This window comes from Rathayibacter sp. VKM Ac-2804, assembly GCF_009866655.1.
Taxonomy (GTDB): domain Bacteria; phylum Actinomycetota; class Actinomycetes; order Actinomycetales; family Microbacteriaceae; genus Rathayibacter.
This window is the reverse complement of record NZ_CP047420.1, coordinates 2,369,830-2,389,317: the sequence shown is the minus strand read 5'-3', so window position 1 is coordinate 2,389,317 and position 19,488 is coordinate 2,369,830. Positions and strand designations below refer to the sequence as shown.

The window sequence follows — 19,488 nt, the reverse complement described above, 5'->3', positions numbered from 1 at the left end:
CCGAGAGGGCGGGTCGGACCGAGAGGGCGGGTCAGCCCGAGAGGGTGTAGACGCTGGAGGGCCGGCCGGTCGTGTACCGGAGCGTGCGGGTGGCCCGGCCGGAGCCGACGAGGTACTCGAGGTAGCGGCGGGCACTGACGCGGGAGATCCCGACGGCCGCCCCGACCTCCGTCGCCGAGACGTCCACGTCGACGCGGAGGGCGCCGACGATCGACTCGAGCGTCTCGACGCTGAGGCCCTTCGGGGTGCTCGCCCCGCGAGGGCCCGGCGTGAAGAGCGCGTCGATCTCGCTCTGCTGGAGCCCCGAGGCACCCTGGAACAGCCGGCGGTCGTGAGCGACCTCGTCGAGCCGGTTGCGCAGCGCCGAGGCGGTGAAGGGCTTGACGAGGTAGTGGTGCACTCCCGCCGCACGGGCCGCTCGGACGCTCTCCACGTCGCGCACGGCGGTGACGGCGATGAAGTCGGGTTGCGGGCCGGCCGCGGCGCGGACCGCCCGCAGGACCTCGAGCCCCGAGTGTCCCGGCAGGTGGAAGTCGAGCAGGACCACGTCCGGGCGCCGCGCGAGGATCGCGGCGACGGCGGAGGGCCCGTCGAACGCGACCTCCTCGACGCGGAAGCCGGGGTGGGCGGCGACGAAGCGCTCGTGCAGCGTGGCGATCGAGGTGTCGTCGTCGACGATGACGACGGACAGCGGGGCGCTCACGAGGCACCTCGGGCCGCGGTCGCCGAGGGGAGGCCGAGGCGGGCGGTGAAGCGCGCGCCGCCCCAGGCCGATCCGCTCACGGCGACGGCGCCGTGGTTGCGCTCGGCGACGCGGCGCACGAGCGTCAGCCCGATGCCGCGGCCGTGGAGGCGGTGCTCGGCGCCGGCGCTTCCCCGCTTGGACGAGACGCCCTCCTCGAAGACGTGCTCGTAGCGGTCGGGGGCGATCCCCTCGCCGTCGTCGTCGACCTCGATCAGCAGCTCTCCGCGCTCGACGGAGAACGTCACCTGCACCCGGTGACCGGCGCCGCAGGCCTCCAGGGCGTTGTCGACCAGATTCCCGACGATCGTGACGACGTCGTCGCGCAGGACGGAGGGCAGGCGTCCGGCGAGCAGCTCGGCGTCCGGAGTGGAGGACACCGCGAGATCGATCCGGAGCTCCCGCGCGAGCGCGCTCTTGACCATCAGCAGCGCGGTGAGCTCGGGATCCTCCATCACCATCTCCGGAGCGATCGCCCCGCCGACGCCGAGCGGCCCGCTCGTGCCCAGGCGGGAGAGGAACGCCCTCGCGTCATCGACGCAGTCGAGCTCGAGCAGGCCGGAGACGACGTGCATGGTGTTCGCGAACTCGTGGGCCTGGGCCCGCAGGCCCGCGGTCAGGGACTGCGCGCCGTCCATGTCCTGCAGCAGCTGGTGCAGCTCGGTGTGGTCGCGCAGCAGGAGCGTCCCTCCGACCGTCCGGTCGCCCCTGCGGGTGCCCGTGCCGCGGGCGATCAGGATCCGCTCGCCCGCGAGCACGAGCCGTCCCTCCCGCTCTCCGGACTCGAGCACCTCGAGCAGCGGCGCGTCGAGCACGTCCTCCGCCCGCGGCGGTGCCTGCGCGGGATCGGGGGAGTGGCCGAGCAGGGCGCGTGCGGCGTCGTTGAACACGACGATGCGGCCCGTGTCGTCGACGGTGATCACGCCCTCGGAGAGCCGGTGGAGCATCGTCTCCTGCTGGGTGACGAGGGAGGCGATCTCGCTCGGCTCGAGCCGGAAGATCCGGCGCCGGATGATGGCGGTCACCCCGGCCGCGCCGAAGATGCCGAGAACGGCGGCGCCGCCCATCGCCCAGAGCAGCCAGCCCAGGTGACCGAGCAGATCCTCGCGCAGGGCGGACTCGAGGATCCCGACCGACGCGGTCCCGATCACGGCGCCCTGGGCGTCGAAGACGGGCACCTTCACGCGCCAGGACTCGCCGAGCGTTCCCGTCTGCGTGCCGACGAACGTGTCGCCGGCGAGCGGCACCGACGGATCGGTCGAGACGCGCTGCCCGATCCGCTCCGTGTCGGGGTGGGAGTAGCGCAGACCCTCGCGGTTCGTGACCACCACGTAGGTGACGTCGGAGGCCTCCCGGATCACCTCGGCGATCGGCTGGATCACGACCGAGGGGTCCTCGTCGTCGAAGGCCGCGGTGATCGCCGGCAGGTTCGCCACCGACCGGGCGACCCCGGTGATGCGGTCGAGGTAGGACGCCCGCAGGGAGCGCTCCTGGAGTGAGCCAGCGACGAGTCCGGTCGCGATGACGGCGACGGCGACGATCAGCGCCTGGAGAACCAGGAGCTGCACTCGAAGCGACGGTGCTCGACCCACCCGCCCATCATGACCCCCGCCCACCCGCCGCCGTGCCCGTCGAGATCGAAACGAGAGCGTTCGAGCGCAGACCAATAGTTACGGAACCGGCGTCTTAGTTCCGTAACCCCTGCCGTCCGCCGGGCGCTCACTAGCTTCTGTCGTGCGCACCGCGCCGTCCGCGGTCGCCGCGAACCCGCCCGATCCCGCACCCGGGCCCTTCTCAAAGGAGAGAAACCGCCATGCGAACCAAGCCCCTCCTCGTCGTGCTCGCCGCATCGACCCTCGCCCTCACCGCCTGCTCCTCCGGCGGAGACGCCGGAGCACCCGCCGCCGGCTCCGGCGGCGGCTCGGGCGGCGCCGTCGAGTCGCTGCAGATCATCGTCCCCGCCGACCCCGGCGGAGGCTGGGACCAGACCGGACGATCGATGTCGCAGCTGCTCACCGCGCAGGACCTCGTCGGATCCGCGCCCGTCACCAACATCGGCGGAGCCGGCGGGACCGTCGGCCTCGCGGCGCTCGCCAACGAGCAGGACCCGAACACGCTGATGGTCACCGGTCTGGTGATGGTCGGCGCCGTGGAGACCAACGCCGCCGACGTGCGCATGGAGGACACGACCCCGATCGCCCGCCTCACCGAGGAGGCGCTCGTCGTCGTGGTCCCGGCCGAGTCCGAGTACGAGACACTCCAGGACCTCACGGAGGCGATCGTCGAGAACGGCCAGGACGTCACCGTGACCGGCGGCTCCGCCGGCGGCGCGGACCACATCCTCGCCGGTCTCCTGCTCGAGGCCGCCGGCCTCTCCGGCACCGAGATCTCGGAGAAGCTCAACTACATCCCGAACTCCGGCGGCGGCGAGGCCGTGTCCCTGATCCTGGGGAACAACGTCGGCGCGGGCATCTCCGGCGTCGGCGAGTTCCTCGAGCACATCGACGCGGGCACCATGCGCGCCCTCGCGGTCTCGTCGGCCGAGCCGGTCGAGTCGCTTCCCGACGTCGAGACGATGACTGACGCGGGCTACGACGTGACCCTCACCAACTGGCGCGGCGTGCTCGCGCCGTCCGGCCTGTCCGAGGAGGAGACCGCCGCGCTGACCGACCTCGTCGCGGAGCTGCACGCCAGCGAGCAGTGGACGAGCGAGCTCGACACGCGCGGCTGGACCGACGCCTTCCTCACCGGCGACGAGTTCGGCGACTTCCTCGAGACCGACATCACGGAGGTCGGCGCGACGCTGAAGAACATCGGCCTGGTCGACTGATGTCCCGGTCCGCACCTCCCGTCTCGCAGGCAGGGGCGGTCGCCGCCCCTCCTGCGGACGGCGAGCGGGCACGGAGGATCGGCGAGCTGATCTTCGTCGTGCTCGCCGTCGCCCTCGGCGTGTTCGTCTTCGTCGGAGCGTTCTCCATCCGGGTCCCCGGGGCCGGCACCCAGGTCGGCCCGCGGGTGTTCCCCTTCCTCGTCAGCGGGATCCTCACCCTCTCCGCCGTCATGGTCCTCGTCGACGTCCTCCGAGGCCGCCTCGGGCCGCAGGAGGAGGGCGAGGACATCGACGCCCACGCCCCGACCGACTGGGTGACCCTCGGCAAGCTCGTCGCCTTCGTCGTCGCCCACATCGCCCTGATCGACGTCATCGGCTGGGCCCTGTCCGCGGCGCTGCTGTTCGGCGGCGTCGCCTGGTCCCTCGGCGCGAAGAAGTGGTGGGTCGCACTGCTCGTCGGACTCGCGCTCGGGCTCACCGTGCAGATCCTCTTCGGCGGACTGCTCGGCCTCTCCCTGCCCCTGGGCCCCCTGCTCGGCTGGCTGCAGCCCCTCCTCGACCTGATCGGACGCTGACATGGACAACATCGGCGCCCTCCTCGAGGGCTTCGCGACCGCCGCCCAGCCGCAGTACCTGGTCTTCGCCTTCCTCGGCGTCCTCGTCGGGACCGCCGTCGGCGTGCTCCCCGGCATCGGGCCGGCGATGACCGTCGCCCTGCTGCTCCCGCTCACCTACACGCTCGATCCCACCGCGGCGCTGATCACCTTCGCGGGCATCTACTACGGCGGCATGTACGGCGGATCCACCACCAGCATCCTCCTGAACACCCCCGGTGAGTCGGCGTCGATCGTCACCGCGCTCGAGGGCAACAAGATGGCCAAGGTCGGCCGCGGAGCCGCGGCGCTCGCGACCGCGGCGCTCGGCTCCTTCGTCGCCGGCACCGTCGCCACCGTGCTGCTCACCCTCCTCGCGCCGACCATCGCCGCCTGGGCGGTCAACCTGGCCCCGGCCGACTACGTCGCCCTGATGGTGATCGCCTTCATCACCGTCGGCGCGCTCCTCGGCTCCTCGGTCTGGCGGGGACTGAGCTCGCTCGGACTGGGCCTGTTCGTCGGGCTCGTCGGGACCGAGATCCTCTCCGGCCAGCAGCGCTACACCTTCGGCCTGCTGCCGCTCGCGGACGGCATCGATGTCGTCCTGGTCGCCGTCGGGCTCTTCGCCGTGGGCGAGACGCTCTACGTCGCGTCCCGGATGCGGCACGGCGGTGTCCAGGTCATCCCCGTCACCCGGGGCTGGCGCAGCTGGATGACCCGCGAGGACTGGAAGCGCTCGTGGAAGCCGTGGCTGCGCGGGACCGCGATCGGCTTCCCGATCGGCACGATCCCCGCCGGCGGCGCGGATGTGGCGACGTTCCTGTCCTACGCGACCGAGCGCAAGCTCTCGAAGCACAAGCACGAGTTCGGTCGCGGGGCGATCGAGGGCGTCGCGGGTCCGGAGTCGGCGAACAACGCGGCGGCCGCCGGTGTCCTCGTCCCGCTGCTGACGCTCGGCCTGCCGACGACGGCGACCGCGGCGATCATCCTCTCGGCCTTCCAGAGCTACGGCATCCAGCCGGGACCGCAGCTGTTCACGAACCAGCCCGGCCTGGTCTGGGCGCTGATCGCGAGCCTCTACATCGGCAACGTGATGCTGCTGGTGCTGAACCTGCCGCTGGTGGGGATGTGGGTGAAGCTTCTGCAGATCCCGCGTCCGTACCTCTACGCGGGGATCCTGACCTTCGCGGTCCTCGGCGCGTACGCCGTGAACTTCTCGACCGTGGACATCGTGATCCTGCTCGTCATCGGCGTCGTCGGCTACTTCCTCCGCCGCTTCGGCTACCCCGTCGCGCCGCTGGTCATCGGGCTGATCCTCGGCCCGATGGCGGAGGCGCAGCTGCGCCGGGCACTGCAGCTGTCGCAGGGCGACCTGACGGCGCTGGTCACCCGGCCGTTCGCGGCCGTCTGCTACCTCGCGCTGATCGTCATCATCGGACTGGGGCTGTTCCTGCGCTCTCGGCAGAACCGGATGGAGCGCGCGATCGCCGCCGCGACCGTCGTCGACGAGTCGCTGCAGTCGGCCGTCGACACCGCGTACCGTCCCGGCGAGCGTCCGACGGACATCGACACCGAGGGCGTCAACACGGTCACCGGGACGACCGGGATCCGGACCACTCCGCGCGAGCGCCGGCGGAGGAAGTGAGGGACCCCGGAGGGGAGGCCGACCGCGGTGCCCCCCTCCGCGGTGCCCCCCTCCGCTGTGCTCCCCTCCGCGGCGCGAGCGTCCGGCACCGAGCCGGTAGCGTGATCGCGTGCCAGCGCCGTCCGGATTCGACCGCTTCCTCGAGGCGGGGTTCGACTTCCCCCTGCTGCTCGCGGTGCCGATCGTGCTCATCGGGGCCGTCGCGCTCGGGGTCGTCGTGGTCGTCTCCCGCCAGCTGGCGGCGCCGCGGGCGCTGATCGCCGCGAGCGCGACCGGCGGCGTCGTCGTGCGCGGAGGGCCTGACTTCGCCCGACTGCTCGTGTTCGCCGATCCGACGCTGGCTCATCCGGGGCTCCGCCCGTACGTGGTCCTGGTTCCCTCCGCAGACGTCCTGACCCTGCTCGCCGGCCCGGACGAGGCCGAGGTGCTGTGGGACGAGATCCGCCGCGTGGAGTGGCGGACGGCCGGTCCGCGCGGCCGGCGGGAGCTCGTGCTCTCGTTCACGCGCGGCAAGCGGCTGCGGTCGGTCCTGCTGCGTCCCGTCGAGGAGCCGGGCCTGCTCGGGCTGCGGGCCGCGGGGACTCGGAGCGTCGAACGGCTGAGGTCCCGGCTGCTCGCCCACGTGCCCGAGACGCCTCCGGAGTCCGGGACGACGACGGCGCCGTGGGGCAGCCGCAACTCCGGGGTGGACCGGCGCGCCTGAGGCGAGCACAGGCGGCCGCCGCGAGCAGGTCGGACGCGAGCTCTCCCTCCAGGCGCACAGCCTCGCCGCGATCTCCCGGCGCGAGGTCCCGTGGCGCTGAGCGGGCCCGGTGCTCGAGCAGATCGACCGCGCCCTCGCGTCCGCCCTCGTCGGCCTGCTCGGCCAGGGCGAGCGCGAGCACGGACGAGCGCGAGCACCGCCGGGTGCGGATCCCGACGCAGCTATCCGGCGTCGTCGCCGGGGAGCGGCGGCACCGTCTCGACGTCGACGCGCTCCGCGCGGACCGGCTCGGTCACCGTCTGCAGGGCGAGGATGCGGTCGATCACGACGTGCACGCGCTCGACGGGGACGACCCGGGTGCTGAGGACCGGCTCCTCGGCGTGCAGGACGAGGGTGATCGGCTCGGGGCCGTCCCGCGAGGGCTCGACCTCGCGAGCGCCGTCGAGCGGCTCGCCGTCGAGGGGCTCCCGCTCGATCACGAGCTCCTCGCGGCGGAGCGTGACGGTGATCGTCCGCTCCTCGGTGACGACGACCTTGCGGACGCGCAGGCGCTCCGTCGGGGTCCAGACGGTCGTGACGTCGAGGCGCTCCTCGGAGCGGACGACGGTGATCGGGTCCTCTCCGGAGGTCCGGGGTCCGGCGTCGCTCATCGGTCGGGATGTCCGGCGGTCTCGCGGAGCTCGCGACCGTCCTGGACGTCCTCGGCGTGCTTCTTCGCCTTCTTCTCGCTCTGGCGGGTGTCGCGTGGCGGGAGCTGGATGTGCTCCTCCGCCTCGATGCCGGCCTGGAGCTGGCGGCCGCGCTCGAGCTCGGCGTCGAACTCCGCTCCGAAGAGCAGGGCGAGGTTGGTGATCCAGAGCCAGAGGAGGAAGACGATGACGCCGCCGAGCGCGCCGTAGGTCTTGTTGTAGTTGCTGAAGTTGGCGACGTAGAACGCGAAGCCGACGGAGGCGAGGGCCCAGACGACGAGGGCGAGGATCGAGCCGAGGCTGGTCCAGCGGAACTTCGGCTGCCGCACGTTCGGCGACCAGTGGTAGAGGACGGCGACGATGACGACCATGATCGCGATCAGCACGGGCCACTTGACGATGCTCCACACGGTCAGGGCGACGTCGCCCAGGCCGATCGCGTCGCCGATGGTCTGCGCGATCGGACCGCTGAGCACGAGGATCAGGCCGGCGACCACGAGGAGGACGACGGTCACCAGGGTGACGCCGAGCATCGTGGGGCGCAGCTTCCAGATCGGGCGGCCCTCGTCGATCTCGTAGACGCGGTTCATCCCGCGGCCGAACGCGCCGACGTAGCCGGAGGCGGACCACAGCGCACCGAGGACACCGGTGACGAACGCGAGACCGGCGGCGGGGGTGGAGGTGAGCTCCTGCAGGGGTCCGCGGATCGTGTCGAGCACGTCGGCCGAGACGAAGCCGCCGGCGATCTCGAGCACGGTGTCCGTGGTCGTCTCGGCCTGGCCGAACAGGCCGAGGATCGACACGATCGCGAGCAGGCCCGGGAACAGGGCGAGGACGGCGTAGTAGGTGAGTCCCGCGGCGATGTCCGTGCACTGGTCGGCGCCGAACTCGCGCAGCGTCTTCTTCAGGACGTAGCCCCAGGAGCGCTGGGTGACGTCCGTCGGGTCGTCGGGCTTGCGGGTGTCGTCAGGGTCCGGTGCGGTGCGGTCGCGCTCGGTGCTGGTCTGGGCCACGGTCGTCCTCGATCTGCTCACGCGGGAAGCGCTGGGGGAAAGGAAAGGGGGTGCCGGCAGCAGGGGGCGCTGAGCCTCCCGCTGCCGGCGGGGTGGATCAGAGGCCGTCGCGGTCGCGGCGCGGGGTGACGCCGTCGTCCTCGACCTCGATCTCCTCGTGCCGGACGTCCTCGGTGACCTGCTGCTGCTCGGTGACCGTCTCGGTGCCGAGCGACACGCGCTCGACGGGGACGGTCTCCTTGGCGGCGACGACCCGGTCCTCGCCGAGCACGACCTCGTGCTCCTCCTCGCTGAGCTCGGGGCCCGCGGTCGCGGCGCCGACGTTCGCGTCGGTGATCGGCTCGCGGACGACGCGGACCTCGTCGTGGCTGACGGGAACGGTGACGCTCTGCTGCTCGGTGACGATGTGCTTGCGCAGGCGCGCCCGGCCCGCCTCGACGCGCTCCGTGCCGACGCGCAGCTGCTCTTCCGAGCGGGTCATCGCGTCGTCCGTGGTGGGGCCGGAGGTGTCGTGCCCGACCGAGGTGTCGACGCCGGTGGTGGTGCCGGTGCCGGCGGCCGCTGCGTCGAAGCCGGCGGCGCTGTCCACGTTGTCGGTCTCGGGGGCCGCGGCCGCGCCGCTGAGGTTGTAGTAGCGGTAGAGCTCGGCCTCCTCGTCGGCGTTCAGAGAGCCGTCCGCGTCGATGCGCGGGGCGTCCTTGACGAAGGACTTGTCGTAGGCGACCGTCAGGCGGTCGGTGTCGAACGAGGCGCCCTCGAGCGGGACGAACGACTCGGAGGTGCCGAAGAGGCCGGTGCGCACGGTCGCCCAGACGGGAGTGCCGGAGTCGTCGGCGACGTAGACCTGCTCGACCGAGCCGATCTTGTCGCCGTCCGAGTCGTAGACGGTGGATCCGGTGAGGCGGTCGGTGTCAGTGCTGTCGATCATGGGGGGAGTCCTTCTCTTCCGAAGCGGAGTGCGGAGACGGGAGCTCCGGTCGAGTCGCGGGGGGATCGGGACGGGCGACCGGTGGAGCTTCCGGCCCCGACGCTACGACCGCAGTTCTCGGAAGGGACGTCGGTTGACAGGAGGCCCGTCGGCGCGAGATCCTCCGCCGGCTCGGGACGGCCGGCCGTCGCGGCCGGTGCCGGGCGGACTCCCGCTCCGGACGTCCGCGCGGACCCGTCTCAGCCGTTCCGCTCCGGGCGGAGGAGGCGGCCCACCTCGTCGACGATCGTGTCCAGCGCGGAGTACCGGGAGATCGACGCCGCCATCCCGACCGCTCGCTCGCGGTACGAGGCGTCGCGCAGGACGGCGGTGATCGCGGTGTGCAGCGCGGGGACGGACGGCCGCCCGGTCTTCAGGTCGACGCCGACGCCGAAGTGCGCGACCCGGGCGGCGACCTCGGGCTTGTCCTCCGCGGCGCCGGCGACCACGAGGGGCACGCCGTGGCTGAGGGCCAGGAGGGTGCCGCCGAAGCCGCCGTTGGTCACCATCACGGAGGTCAGGGGCAGCAGCTGCTCGTAGGGCAGGAACTCGGCGGCGCGAGCGTTCGCCGGGAGCGGGCCGAGGGAGGAGAGCGGTGCACGGCCGGTGCTCACCACGACGAGCACGTCCTCGTGCGCGAGCGCCTCGAGGGTGGGGCGCACGACCTTCGTGAGGTCGTGGTTGTCGAGGGTCCCCTGGGTGACGTGCACGACGGGGCGACCGTCGTGCAGGTCCGCCCACCAGTCGGGCAGAGCGGTCGCCCCCGGAGCCTGCGGGATCGGTCCGGCGAAGACCACGTTCGGGCTGAGGTCCGTGCGCGGGTACTCGAACTCCACCGGGCCCAGCTGCACGAAGCGGTCGAACGCCGCGGTGAGGTCGAGCACGAAGGTGCGCAGCGGCACGCCCGCCGCCTCCTCGACCAGCCGCGCCGCGAGCCTCTGGGTCTTCGCGAAGAGCAGGCGGGCCACGAGGAGGTTCAGGGCGCGGTTCCGCAGCCGCCCGACCGCGGTGGAGGACGGGGGGGGCCACGTCGGCTCCTCGGTCAGGTCGGTTCGGGGTGGTGCTCGGGGGAGTGCGGGGGGTTCTCGGGAGATCCGGAGTGTGCCTCCGGGAGGAGCAGGCGGGTGAGGGCGTTCCCGAGGAACCGCTCGAGCTGCTCGGGGCTCCAGCCGCGGTCGAGGGCGAGCAGGTTCCACAGCTGCGGGCTGGCGAGGGCGTAGAGGATGTCGCCCGCCTCCTCCGCGGCCATGCCGTCCCGCAGCGGCCCGCGGACGAGTCGCGCGAACGCCTGCTGATCGGCGAGGCGTCCGGCGCTCTGCCGGGCGAGGTCCTCGCCGAGGGCCGGGTCGTCCTGCGCGGCGGCGGCCATCACGTTCCACAGCGGTGCGGCCCGCTGGGGAGCGTCGCGATCGGTGCGGCGCCGACGACCGCGGAGGAGACCGAGCAGCCCGGGTCGCCGATGTCACTCCCGGCACCGAGGAGGGGATCCCCGACAGGACCGCGTGACGCGCCGCGACGTCAGCGGGCGGGCCGCCCGGAGCTGCGACAGGACGTGCCCGAGGGCCGGTCGACTACCGGGCGCTTCTTCCCTCGGGAGGAGGAGGCGTGAGGTGCACGGCGAAGAAGTCGGTGATCCGCTCGAGCGTCTCGAGGATCACCGTGCGATCGCGTCCGGCGACGAAGTCGTGGTCCGACCCGACGAACACGTGGTGCTCCGTGGGCACGCCCCCGCTCCGGAGCCGCGCGGCGAGCTCGGCGCCCTCGGGGGCGAGGGTGTCGTCCCCTCCGGTCAGCACGAGCGTCGGCGGCATGGCCGCGGCCAGCGCGCTGTCACGGGACGGAGACGCGAGCGGTTCCCGCTGGCGCTCGGTGTCGGGGAAGTAGGCCCACCCGACGAAGCGCTGCACGAAGGGACTGATGGCCGGGCGGCGGACGCCCGATGTCCGGTCCGTGCGGATCACGTCCGTCACCGGGACGACGAGCGCGACGGCCAGGGGAGCCGGCAGCGCTGCGGTGTGCAGCTGCTGGCAGACGTTGATCGCCAGCTTCGCCCCGGCGCTGACGCCACTGAGCAGGAGACGATCCCCGGACCACCCCGCTCCGGTCTCCGCCTGCAGCCACCGGGCGATGTCGTAGGCCTCCTCCTCGGCGACCGGATACTGCACGCGCGGGCCGGTGTCGTAGTCCGGCAGCACCACGACGGCGCCGAGCCGATCCGCCAGCGCTCGGGCGATGTGCAGGTCCTGCTCGGGGTACCGGTTGACGAAACCGCCGCCGTGCAGCTGCAGCACGACCGGAGCGTCCGGGTCGTCGACGGCGGGGCGCTGCACCACCGCGCGGACCGAGCCGTGCCGCGTCGGGATCCGCAGGTCCGTCGGGGCGGGCAGCGGCGTGCTCGGGTCCGGGAGTCCGCGCGGAGATCCGACGCGAACGCGCGACCCTGCGTTCGCGAGGGCCCAGAACAGCGGGCTGAGAGGACGGCGGGCGGGCACGCCTCCACCGTACCGAGCGGGGAGAGGCGGAGCCGTCGCGGGGCCGAGTCCCGCTCCTGCGAGGCCGTCGAGCTCGCCTCGGACCCGCTGACGGTCCCCGACAGCGGCGCCGGCCGTCACGCCGGAGAAGCGTCGTAGCGCGGATATCGGCGTTCCGGTGAGGGAACGGAGCGCGACGACTCCGAGAGCGGCGACCGTGCCGTCAGTCCTCGGGCCGCCTTCCCGCATCCGGCGGAGCTTTCCGGCGGCGCGTGTGAACGGCGATGTCGACAAGAGTGATGGTGGTGCCCCGTCCGTTCACTCGCAGGCCCGAGAGTGACGGCGTGCAGACGAACTCGCTCAGGACCGCAGCGGTGATCGCGGGTGCCGGCACTCTCCTCGCTCTCGTCGCCGGCCTCGCTCTCGACGGGTTCGATGTCAGGTGCAACGAGTCCGCACCGCCGCAGTGCACGGGGTTCCACGTCGTGTGGCCGGCTCTTCTCCCCGTCGCCCTGGCGACCCTCCTTCTCGTGTTCGTCACGATGCGACTGAGCGCACTTTCGGGTTCTCGGTGGGCGTGGATCCTGACAGCCGCGGCTCTCGTGGGCTCCATCACGAGCTGGGTGCTGGCGCTGAGGACCGCTCTGGTCATCGGTTGAGGCCGGATCGCGCTCCCCTCAGGAAGTGCTCTGCCTTCTAGGCTGTGCCGGTGAGTTCCCCGGCCTCGATCCGCCCTTTCGGGGGCGCTGCTCGCATCGCCGTCGGTGCGGCGGGTAGCGCCTACCCGAGCAGGGACAGCGCCGACAGGCCGATGAACGGAACCATCACCAGGAAGCAGATGGCGGCGTAGTGCCGGAACCCGGAGAAGGAGCCCCGGCCACCGACGAGACGGCTGAAGACCCCCGTGACCAGGGGCGGGAGCAGGAACAACAGCAGCCACGGCGCCAGAACCGCAGCACTCGGCGCTGTCCACCCGGGGTGATCGTCGCGATCCAGAGGCGGGAGCCGCGTGAGGAAGAACGCCGCGGTGAGAAGGGTCGCCGGAATGACGGACAGGCAGGTGAGAGTGACGGCCGTGAACCGTGCACCGTCGTCACGGGCGTACCGAGCCCGATCCGGATCGACAGGTGCGTCCACGTCAGCCTCGTCGTCCCAGCCTGGACTGCTGAACCGGATCCGTCCCATGAGGTGATCATGCCCCTCTTGATCGCGGTCGTCGCTCTCAGCCCCTGCGGGGATCGCAGACCGGTCTCCTCGACAGCGGAGGAGATCTCTCTCGCATCCCGACCCTTTCGCTGTGGTGCCAGACTGAGGCCGGCTCGGGAGGGAACCAGTGATCACCGACGCAGCCCTCCGTCAGGCGTTGAGTCCTGTCTTCGAGGAGATGCTGACCGAGCGCGAATGCGCCTCGTTGCGCGTCTCCTTCACGCGCCTCTTCATCGACGGGTCGGAGCGTCCTCTTCGCGCGGACGAACGCCTGGACGACGGCGACGTCCGCGTCCACTGGCAGATCCTCGGCGAGAGCGGATCGGCACGCGCTCTGCAGCCCGGTACCGACCTCGCCGACTTCGCACGCGCGGTGCAGAGCGACCTGCAGGACTTCATCGCGGAGAGCTCGTTCGGATGGGGCCTGCTGCGCGGTCCTCGGTCCTCACTCTGACGATCGGCGTCCGAACGGCCGCCCGCATCGCACACGCAGATTGTTGAGTGGACGCCGACGAGGTATCCGCTACTCAGCCGGCCGACTTCGGCGGCCCGCCCAGAGGGTGACGAGCCAGGCCGCCGAGCCCAGAACCGGCAGCAGCACGACGACGACGGTCCAGCCGACCCGAGCAGCATCCGTGAGGGTCTTCGTTCTGACCAGGGTCACGATCGAGACGATGAGCAGAGCGACGCTGAGGATCGGGAAGACGGCCCAGACGACGTCGTAGTGAGCGGGAACGAGGATCACCGCGTCGTCAGTCAGAGCGTTCTCCTCCGCTGGTGAACCGAGTCGATAGTGCTCGGCCGTTCACGCGATCGGTCTCGACGCCATCGACACACCATTGAGGCCAGACGCCGTGGCGACGAAAGTCGCCCCCACGAAGTACCAGACCGCGAGCGGCGCGGTGGAATTCTCGTTCACGGCCATGGATCCACGGTAGCGGCGATGCGCGACATGAGCCTTCCACTCACGACCCGGATCCATCGAGCCGCGGCGTCTCGAACGGGCGGTGGTCGTCGCGCTCCTCTCCACCGCCGCCAGCGGGCGGACGATCGCGCCAGCCGCCCGTCCGGCGAGAGCGGGAGGGCGACGAGCGCGAACGCCCGGCCCCCGCCCCTCCTCGCTCAGGCCGCGCGCCGCAGCCCCGCGAGCGCGCGCCCGTGCTCGGTCGCGCGGCTCTCGGCGAGCCGCCTCAGGTCGTCGGCGATCTCGGTGAACCGGTCGAGCGCCGGATTCACGCCGACGAGCGTGAACTCGCGGGTCACGACCTCGAGGTCGAGCTGCCAGACGTCCTCGAGGATGCGCCGCATCCACGCGGTCGCGTGGTCCCAGCCCTCCCGCGGGGTGCCGGCGGCGTAGTTTCCGCCCTGCACCGTCACCAGGACGGCGGGGATGCCGCGGGTCACCGGCTCCGCACCGGGCGCCATTCTCGGGTCCGTCACCACGAGATCGACGTAGGACTTGAAGTGCTGCGAGACCCCGAAGTTGTACAGCGGCACGGCGAACAGCAGTGCATCGGCACCGGCGAGCTCGTCGGTCAGCTCGGCGGCCAGCGCGACGGCGGACCGCTGGCCGGGCGTGCGCTCGGACTCGGGCGTCATCGACGCCGTCACGGCGTCGGACCAGGCGGTGGCCGGCATCGGCTCGACGCCGATGTGCCGCCGGACGACGGCGGAGTCGGGGTGGGCGGCGCTCCACTCGGCCTCGACGAGGTCGCCCAGGGCGCGGCTCGTGGAGCCTTCGGTGCGGATGCTGGCATCCAGGCGGAAGAGGGTCATGGCGCTCCTTCGATCGGTCCGACCGCTGCGGCCGGGCTATGGTTACGATCGGTAACTCTGCTCGCCGGGTCTCCGTTACCGCAAACGAGCTCCCGTTACCCGGCGGTAACCGGAGGAGGACGGATGCCCCGGCACGAGACCGATGTCGCGCTGCACGAGCGGCTCAGCGCGTCGATGCCGACGATGGCCGAGCTCTGCACGAGCGACGACCCGGACCTGTTCCGGTCGCTCCTCTCCCGCATCGGCGACAAGTGGACACTGCTGGTGATCGGGGTCCTCGGGGACGAGCGGCGGAGGTTCACCGAGCTCTCGCAGATCATCCCCGGCATCTCGCGTCGCATGCTCACGGTGACCCTGCGCGCGCTCGAGCGGGACGGCCTCGTCGCCCGGACCGTCCACGCCGAGGTCCCGCCCCGGGTGGAGTACGAGCTCACCGCTCTCGGCGAGTCGCTGAAGACCGTGGCGCTCACCCTCGGGGACTGGGTCGGCGAGCACCAGCGCACCATCCTCGGCAACCGGCGCGCCTTCGACGCCGCCGCGCGCGGGGGAGCGGACTCCGACGCCGGATAGAGATCGCCGCTGTCGGTCCCGGGTGTGGTGGAGTGGAGCGCACCCCCGTCCCGACCCCGAGGAGCCACCATGCATGTCGTCGTCATCGGCGGGAGCGGCCACATCGGCTCCTTCCTCGTCCCGCGGCTCGTCCGCGCCGGGCACGAGGTCACGAACATCACCCGCGGCACCAGCACCCCCTACACCGCCGGCCCCGAGTGGGAGCAGGTGCGGAGCGTCGTCGCCGATCGGCAGCAGGAGGACGAGGACGGCGTCTTCGCCGCGCGGGTCCGCGATCTGCGTCCGGACGTGGTGATCGATCTGGTCTGCTTCACCCTCGACTCGGCGCGGGCGCTCGTCGAGGGCCTCCGCGGGCACGTCGGCCACCTGATCAGCTGCGGTTCGGTCTGGCGCTACGGACCCACCCTGAAGCTCCCGATCCGCGAGGGCGAGGGGACGCCCGCCATCGACGAGTACGGCAGGCAGAAGGAGGCGATCGCCCTCCTCCTCCAGGCCGAGACCGCGGCGGGCGGCCTGCGCACCACGTCGCTGCATCCGGGTCACATCAGCGGGCCCGGCTGGGCGCCGATCGGGCCGCTGGGCAACCTCGACCCCTCCGTCTGGGACACCCTGGCCACCGGCGGCACGCTGCGCATCCCGGGCTCGGGTGCGGAGTCCCTGCACCACGTGCACGCCGACGACGTCGCCCAGGCGTTCGAGCTGGCGGTGGCCCGGCCCGAGGCGGCCGCGGGGGAGGACTTCCACATCGTCGCCCCCTCGGCGCTGACCGTCCGCGGATTCGCGCAGATCGCCGCGGGCTGGTTCGGTCAGGAGGCGACGCTGGAGAGCATCGGCTGGGAGGAGTTCCGCCGGAGCGCGGGCGAGGACCTCGCCGGCGCGAGCTGGGGCCACCTGCACCGCAGCCAGTACTTCTCGATCGAGAAGGCGACGACGCTCCTCGGCTACGCACCGCGGTACGAGCCGGAGGCCGCCGTCCTCGAGGCCCTGGAGAGCCTCGTCGAGCGGGGCGAGTTGACCCTCCCGGTCGCGCTCCCGCCGCGAGCGCACTAGACCGAGCGTCTGGCGACTCCGACGGAACCTCGGGAGGTGGCCGCGCAGCCGACGGTCGCGCTTCGGGGAACGGACGTCGGAGTGGCGATGGGGCACGCCGAGGACTGCGTCCTCGTCGAGCGCGAGGCGGGCGCCGTCACCCCGTCGTCGTGGCGCCGGTGCTGCTCCAGCCGGGCGAGCTCGGCTGCACCGCCGACACGGCTCTGAGCCCGGCCGAGTCGCTGCGCCCCCCGCACTGACCCGGCGTCGAGACGTCGAGCGCGACGCGACAGGAGGCGGCGTCAGCGCGACACGCGGCGACCGGCCCGCCGGTTCTCGACCGCGAGGATCACGGCGGCGAGGAGCGCGCCGAGGACGGCGCCGATGGTGTTCATGAACCAGTCGTTCGTGTCGCAGGAGCGGCCGATCGCCGGGACGCTCGCCTGGACCAGCTCGATCACGGCGGACAGGCCGGAGACGGCGGCGGCGACGAGCACGGAGCGGCCGACCGCGACCGCGAGCAGCAGGGCCCCGGGGAGCAGGAGCGCGATGTTCGCGAGGGTGTCGATGCCTTCGAACGGCACCGAGAACTGCACGGTGCAGAAGACCGGCGGCGTGCCGTCCGGCGGGTACATCGTCAGCGCGATGCCCGCGAGGAAGGCCAGTGGGGCGAGGACGAGGAGGGTCCTCCTCGCGCCGCGCCGGTGCAGCAGCCAGGCGAGCGCCGTGACCAGCGCGACCGCGGTCCAGAAGCCGATCGGCACGAGCGCGGCGTGCTCGACGAGGAAGGTGCTGATCATGGCGCTCTGCTCTCGGGTGGCGGGGTGGCGGGATCGGAATCAGCGGGCGCAGGGACGGATGCGCGATCACCGACGGCGTCGACGCAGGGTGGAGCAGTCCGCGCAGCCCGCATCGAGCGCTCGGCGGAGGCCGGCCCCGGAGGTCAGCTGCGGAGAGGAGAGCCCACGACGTCGAAGCGGTGGCCGCCGAAGGCGCCGCTGAGCAGCGGACGGGCCCGCGCGATCGCGGCCTGGACCTGCGGGAGGGCCAGCGAGGACCGGTGCGCCTCGGCGCTCTCCCAGAGCTCGACGACGAAGACGGTGTCCGGCTGCTCGTCGTCGACGCCGACCTCGTAGGCCAGGCAGCCGGCGCCGACGAGGGCGGCGTTGTGCTCCGTGAGGAGGGCGACGAGCTCGTCGCGTCTGCCGGGTGCGGCCCCCAGGGTGCCGACGTTCACGAAGGTCATGCCGCGAGGCTACCGGTGCCGCCGCCTCCGCTCACCGCCTCGATCCTCCGCGCCGGTGCTCGGCGGCCGACTCCCGCGGCTGCCGTCGCGACCGCGGCGACGGCGAAGGCGACCGTGGCGCCCGGCCCGTCGAGAAGCGCTCCGAGGCCCACGGCGCCCATGGCCTGGCCCGCGATGAGCACCACGAAGAGCAGGGCCGTGCCGGTCGCCGCGCGGTCCGGGTCGAGGGCGGTGGTCCAGGCGATGAGCGCTCCGGTGCCGGCCGTGTAGCCCCAGCCGAAGAGGAGGCACGCGAGGAGGGCGAACGGCGAGGCGGCCGTGAGCGCCAGGCCGAGTGTCCCTGCGGCGGCCGTCGCCGTGGTGATCGTCCAGGCCGTGCGCGGCGGCAGGGCGCTGGTCCAGCGGGCGGTGGCGATCGCGACGGTGCCGCCGATCCCGAGGACGATCCACGCGACGACCGACTCCGTGGTGCTGCTCCCGACCTCGACCAGCAGGGTCCTGCCGAAGTTCCAGACTCCCGCGGATCCGGCGCCCAGCAGCGCCGCCGCCAGGACAGGCCCGCGATGCGCGCCCAGCCAGGCCGCGGAGAGCGCGGTCGGGGTCTCGCGGCGGGGGGCGGCGCCGTCGAGGACGGCGACCGCGAGGGCGGCCGTGACCACGACGACCGCCGCGACGACCCACACCGTGCGCCAGCCCGGGAGCAGCGTCAGGGCGAGGACACCCGCTCCGACCAGTCCGGGGCCCGTCCCGGAGTTCACGATCGTCTGCGCCCGCGCCTGCAGTCCCGGGCTTACGCCCCGTCGGAGCACATCGACCAGCGCGGGGGAGGCGAGTCCCGCGCCGACGGAGCTCACGACGGCGGCGATCGCGAAGGGGACGAACTCGTAGCTGAGCGCCATCCCGAGCGCGCCGGCGCCCGCCGTCGCCCCGGCGGCCAGCACGAGGACGCGGGCCGCGCGGGAGGCGAGCAGGAAGCCCGCGACCGCGCCGAGGCAGTAGGCGAGGGAGGCGCCGGCCGAGACACCGCCCGCCGTGGCCGCGTCGAAGCCCAGCTCGGCGCGCATCTCCGGCAGCAGGAGACCGTAGGCGAAGCGCACGAGACCGTAGGTCGCCGCGATGAGCCCGGTGGCGGCGACGACGAGGGGGACCGGCGGGGAGAACGAAAACGTGCGTTTCATATCGAGAGTCTAGGCTGGGGCCATGTCCACGCCGCTCCGAGCCGCCTCGATCAGGCCCCGCACCGAGGCCAAGCTGCTCGACGCGGCCGAGGAGCTCTTCTTCAGCCGCGGGATCGCCGCGACTCCGATCGACGCGGTGCTGGCACTGGCCGGCGTCTCGGCCGCCACCCTGTACCGGGGCTACTCCAGCAAGGAGGCGCTGGTCGCCGCTGCCCTCGACCGTCGGCAGGCGGCCTGGCTCGAGGCCTGGGAGGCCGAGATCGCGCGGGCGGACTCGGACCGGGAGCGCCTGCTGGCCGTGCTCCCCGCGCTCGAGCGCTTCCGGGAGCGGCCGCACGGCGCCCGCTGGTGCGCGTTCCTGGCGTCGTCGGCCGAGTACCTCGACCCGCCGGCCGAGCTCGCCGACGCGGTCCGCGCCGACACGGAGTCCCTGCGCGGACGGCTGACCGAGCTCGCCGAGCCGCTGGTGGGGGAGGAGGCGCCGCGGCTCGCGGAGGAGCTCCTGCTCGTCGTGACCGGCGAGCTCGCCATGCGTCTGCGCGGCGGTCCGCCGGGCGGGACGAGCGCGGCCGGGCGCGTGGCGGACGCGGTGGTGAGCACGTACCTGCGGGAGCAGGGCGTCCGGGCGGGGCGACAGCCCGTACCGCCGTCCCACTAGGACGCGGGACCGCTTCCGGGACTGCTCAGCTTCCGGGCTGCGTCGCGTTCCCCGCTCGCCCCGCGCCCCACGCCGCTCCGAGCGCGAACAGCCTGGTAGGGACGCGCCGCTCCGGTCGGGGTCGTCGGCTGTCCGGTGACCTCGCGGTCGTCGGACCTGGTGCAGGCACGGC

General features: G+C 72.8%; 23 protein-coding genes. 9 read left to right on the top strand and 14 right to left on the bottom strand.

The window, feature by feature from the left end; translation table 11 throughout:
- Positions 1-31: 31 nt before the first annotated feature.
- Together GTU73_RS11250 and GTU73_RS11245 are read right to left on the bottom strand one after the other, a co-directional pair.
- A complete protein-coding gene (locus tag GTU73_RS11250) occupies positions 32-703 on the bottom strand; it encodes a response regulator (protein ID WP_160089509.1) in 672 nt (223 codons plus the stop codon).
- Complete coding sequence (locus GTU73_RS11245) at positions 700-2,310, bottom strand: sensor histidine kinase (protein ID WP_173252498.1); 1,611 nt, start codon at positions 2,308-2,310, stop codon at positions 700-702. Before GTU73_RS11245 ends, GTU73_RS11250 begins: the two co-directional genes overlap by 4 nt.
- A gap of 245 nt (positions 2,311-2,555) precedes the next feature.
- Between GTU73_RS11245 and GTU73_RS11240 the strand changes: the two genes are divergently transcribed.
- From GTU73_RS11240 to GTU73_RS11225, 4 genes are all read left to right on the top strand, one after another.
- Positions 2,556-3,572: a tripartite tricarboxylate transporter substrate binding protein gene (locus GTU73_RS11240; RefSeq protein ID WP_160089505.1), complete on the top strand. Its 1,017-nt coding sequence runs from the start codon at positions 2,556-2,558 to the stop codon at positions 3,570-3,572.
- Entirely contained in the window at positions 3,572-4,147 is a 576-nt protein-coding gene (locus GTU73_RS11235; protein ID WP_160089503.1) for a tripartite tricarboxylate transporter TctB family protein, read from the top strand. Before GTU73_RS11240 ends, GTU73_RS11235 begins: the two co-directional genes overlap by 1 nt.
- A 1-nt stretch (position 4,148) precedes the next feature.
- Positions 4,149-5,810 carry a tripartite tricarboxylate transporter permease gene (locus GTU73_RS11230; RefSeq protein ID WP_160089501.1) on the top strand — a complete coding sequence of 554 codons (1,662 nt, stop codon included), beginning with the start codon at positions 4,149-4,151 and terminating at the stop codon, positions 5,808-5,810.
- Between the two features lie 109 nt (positions 5,811-5,919).
- Complete coding sequence (locus GTU73_RS11225; protein WP_160089499.1) at positions 5,920-6,513, top strand: hypothetical protein; 594 nt, start codon at positions 5,920-5,922, stop codon at positions 6,511-6,513.
- Between the two features lie 221 nt (positions 6,514-6,734).
- On the opposite strand, the gene GTU73_RS11220 is transcribed toward GTU73_RS11225, so the two are convergent.
- From GTU73_RS11220 to GTU73_RS11200, 6 genes are all read right to left on the bottom strand, one after another.
- Positions 6,735-7,163, bottom strand: coding sequence for a YsnF/AvaK domain-containing protein (locus GTU73_RS11220; protein WP_160089497.1), 429 nt, complete (start codon positions 7,161-7,163; stop codon positions 6,735-6,737).
- Positions 7,160-8,215, bottom strand: a complete 1,056-nt coding sequence (locus GTU73_RS11215; protein ID WP_160089495.1) for a YihY/virulence factor BrkB family protein — start codon at positions 8,213-8,215, stop codon at positions 7,160-7,162. The genes GTU73_RS11220 and GTU73_RS11215 overlap by 4 nt, the downstream gene beginning before the upstream one ends.
- A gap of 97 nt (positions 8,216-8,312) precedes the next feature.
- Entirely contained in the window at positions 8,313-9,143 is an 831-nt protein-coding gene (locus GTU73_RS11210) for a PRC and DUF2382 domain-containing protein (protein ID WP_160089493.1), read from the bottom strand.
- A gap of 239 nt (positions 9,144-9,382) precedes the next feature.
- Positions 9,383-10,228, bottom strand: a complete 846-nt coding sequence (locus GTU73_RS11205) for a nucleotide disphospho-sugar-binding domain-containing protein (RefSeq protein WP_279630810.1) — start codon at positions 10,226-10,228, stop codon at positions 9,383-9,385.
- A complete protein-coding gene (locus GTU73_RS19315) occupies positions 10,225-10,551 on the bottom strand; it encodes a hypothetical protein (protein WP_244231613.1) in 327 nt (108 codons plus the stop codon). The genes GTU73_RS11205 and GTU73_RS19315 overlap by 4 nt, the downstream gene beginning before the upstream one ends.
- Before the next feature lie 202 nt (positions 10,552-10,753).
- Positions 10,754-11,674 (bottom strand): alpha/beta hydrolase, encoded by a 921-nt coding sequence (locus GTU73_RS11200; RefSeq protein ID WP_160089489.1) that lies wholly within the window; start codon positions 11,672-11,674, stop codon positions 10,754-10,756.
- Positions 11,675-11,997: 323 nt separating this feature from the next.
- Between GTU73_RS11200 and GTU73_RS11195 the strand changes: the two genes are divergently transcribed.
- A complete protein-coding gene (locus GTU73_RS11195; protein WP_160089487.1) occupies positions 11,998-12,312 on the top strand; it encodes a hypothetical protein in 315 nt (104 codons plus the stop codon).
- A 121-nt stretch (positions 12,313-12,433) separates the two neighbouring features.
- On the opposite strand, the gene GTU73_RS11190 is transcribed toward GTU73_RS11195, so the two are convergent.
- Complete coding sequence (locus tag GTU73_RS11190; protein ID WP_160089485.1) at positions 12,434-12,790, bottom strand: hypothetical protein; 357 nt, start codon at positions 12,788-12,790, stop codon at positions 12,434-12,436.
- A 196-nt stretch (positions 12,791-12,986) separates the two neighbouring features.
- On the opposite strand from GTU73_RS11190, the gene GTU73_RS11185 reads away from it, so the two are divergent.
- Entirely contained in the window at positions 12,987-13,313 is a 327-nt protein-coding gene (locus tag GTU73_RS11185) for a hypothetical protein (protein WP_160089483.1), read from the top strand.
- 69 nt (positions 13,314-13,382) lie between these two features.
- On the opposite strand, the gene GTU73_RS11180 is transcribed toward GTU73_RS11185, so the two are convergent.
- The gene (locus tag GTU73_RS11180; RefSeq protein WP_160089481.1) at positions 13,383-13,604 is read right to left on the bottom strand and encodes a PLDc N-terminal domain-containing protein; all 222 of its coding nucleotides are present in this window, start codon (positions 13,602-13,604) and stop codon (positions 13,383-13,385) included.
- 377 nt (positions 13,605-13,981) lie between these two features.
- A complete protein-coding gene (locus GTU73_RS11175) occupies positions 13,982-14,635 on the bottom strand; it encodes an NAD(P)H-dependent oxidoreductase (RefSeq protein WP_160089479.1) in 654 nt (217 codons plus the stop codon).
- A gap of 183 nt (positions 14,636-14,818) precedes the next feature.
- On the opposite strand from GTU73_RS11175, the gene GTU73_RS11170 reads away from it, so the two are divergent.
- Together GTU73_RS11170 and GTU73_RS11165 are read left to right on the top strand one after the other, a co-directional pair.
- Positions 14,819-15,205, top strand: a complete 387-nt coding sequence (locus GTU73_RS11170; RefSeq protein WP_244231843.1) for a helix-turn-helix domain-containing protein — start codon at positions 14,819-14,821, stop codon at positions 15,203-15,205.
- A 69-nt stretch (positions 15,206-15,274) separates the two neighbouring features.
- Positions 15,275-16,255, top strand: coding sequence for an NAD-dependent epimerase/dehydratase family protein (locus GTU73_RS11165; RefSeq protein ID WP_160089477.1), 981 nt, complete (start codon positions 15,275-15,277; stop codon positions 16,253-16,255).
- Positions 16,256-16,536: 281 nt separating this feature from the next.
- Here the strand turns inward: GTU73_RS11165 and GTU73_RS11160 are convergent, their stop codons facing one another.
- The 3 genes from GTU73_RS11160 to GTU73_RS11150 form a co-directional block, all read right to left on the bottom strand.
- On the bottom strand, positions 16,537-17,034 hold the full coding sequence (locus GTU73_RS11160; RefSeq protein WP_160089475.1) for a VanZ family protein: 498 nt from the start codon (positions 17,032-17,034) through the stop codon (positions 16,537-16,539).
- A gap of 143 nt (positions 17,035-17,177) precedes the next feature.
- The gene (locus tag GTU73_RS11155) at positions 17,178-17,480 is read right to left on the bottom strand and encodes a putative quinol monooxygenase (RefSeq protein ID WP_160089473.1); all 303 of its coding nucleotides are present in this window, start codon (positions 17,478-17,480) and stop codon (positions 17,178-17,180) included.
- Positions 17,477-18,658 (bottom strand): MFS transporter, encoded by a 1,182-nt coding sequence (locus tag GTU73_RS11150; protein ID WP_160089471.1) that lies wholly within the window; start codon positions 18,656-18,658, stop codon positions 17,477-17,479. The genes GTU73_RS11155 and GTU73_RS11150 overlap by 4 nt, the downstream gene beginning before the upstream one ends.
- A gap of 22 nt (positions 18,659-18,680) precedes the next feature.
- On the opposite strand from GTU73_RS11150, the gene GTU73_RS11145 reads away from it, so the two are divergent.
- Positions 18,681-19,316 (top strand): TetR/AcrR family transcriptional regulator, encoded by a 636-nt coding sequence (locus GTU73_RS11145; RefSeq protein ID WP_160089469.1) that lies wholly within the window; start codon positions 18,681-18,683, stop codon positions 19,314-19,316.
- The last annotated feature ends 172 nt before the right edge of the window (positions 19,317-19,488 follow it).

Bases quoted from the DNA above. Each gene is read 5' to 3' on its own strand.
- GTU73_RS11240 (WP_160089505.1), top strand. From the start codon at position 2,556: ATGCGAACCAAGCCCCTCCTCGTCGTGCTCGCCGCATCGACCCTCGCC.
- GTU73_RS11235 (WP_160089503.1), top strand. From the start codon at position 3,572: ATGTCCCGGTCCGCACCTCCCGTCTCGCAGGCAGGGGCGGTCGCCGCC.
- GTU73_RS11230 (WP_160089501.1), top strand. From the start codon at position 4,149: ATGGACAACATCGGCGCCCTCCTCGAGGGCTTCGCGACCGCCGCCCAG.
- GTU73_RS11220 (WP_160089497.1), bottom strand. From the start codon at position 7,163: ATGAGCGACGCCGGACCCCGGACCTCCGGAGAGGACCCGATCACCGTC.
- GTU73_RS11210 (WP_160089493.1), bottom strand. From the start codon at position 9,143: ATGATCGACAGCACTGACACCGACCGCCTCACCGGATCCACCGTCTAC.
- GTU73_RS19315 (WP_244231613.1), bottom strand. From the start codon at position 10,551: ATGGCCGCCGCCGCGCAGGACGACCCGGCCCTCGGCGAGGACCTCGCC.
- GTU73_RS11175 (WP_160089479.1), bottom strand. From the start codon at position 14,635: ATGACCCTCTTCCGCCTGGATGCCAGCATCCGCACCGAAGGCTCCACG.
- GTU73_RS11170 (WP_244231843.1), top strand. From the start codon at position 14,819: ATGGCCGAGCTCTGCACGAGCGACGACCCGGACCTGTTCCGGTCGCTC.
- GTU73_RS11165 (WP_160089477.1), top strand. From the start codon at position 15,275: ATGCATGTCGTCGTCATCGGCGGGAGCGGCCACATCGGCTCCTTCCTC.
- GTU73_RS11160 (WP_160089475.1), bottom strand. From the start codon at position 17,034: ATGATCAGCACCTTCCTCGTCGAGCACGCCGCGCTCGTGCCGATCGGC.
- GTU73_RS11155 (WP_160089473.1), bottom strand. From the start codon at position 17,480: ATGACCTTCGTGAACGTCGGCACCCTGGGGGCCGCACCCGGCAGACGC.
- GTU73_RS11150 (WP_160089471.1), bottom strand. From the start codon at position 18,658: ATGAAACGCACGTTTTCGTTCTCCCCGCCGGTCCCCCTCGTCGTCGCC.
- GTU73_RS11145 (WP_160089469.1), top strand. From the start codon at position 18,681: ATGTCCACGCCGCTCCGAGCCGCCTCGATCAGGCCCCGCACCGAGGCC.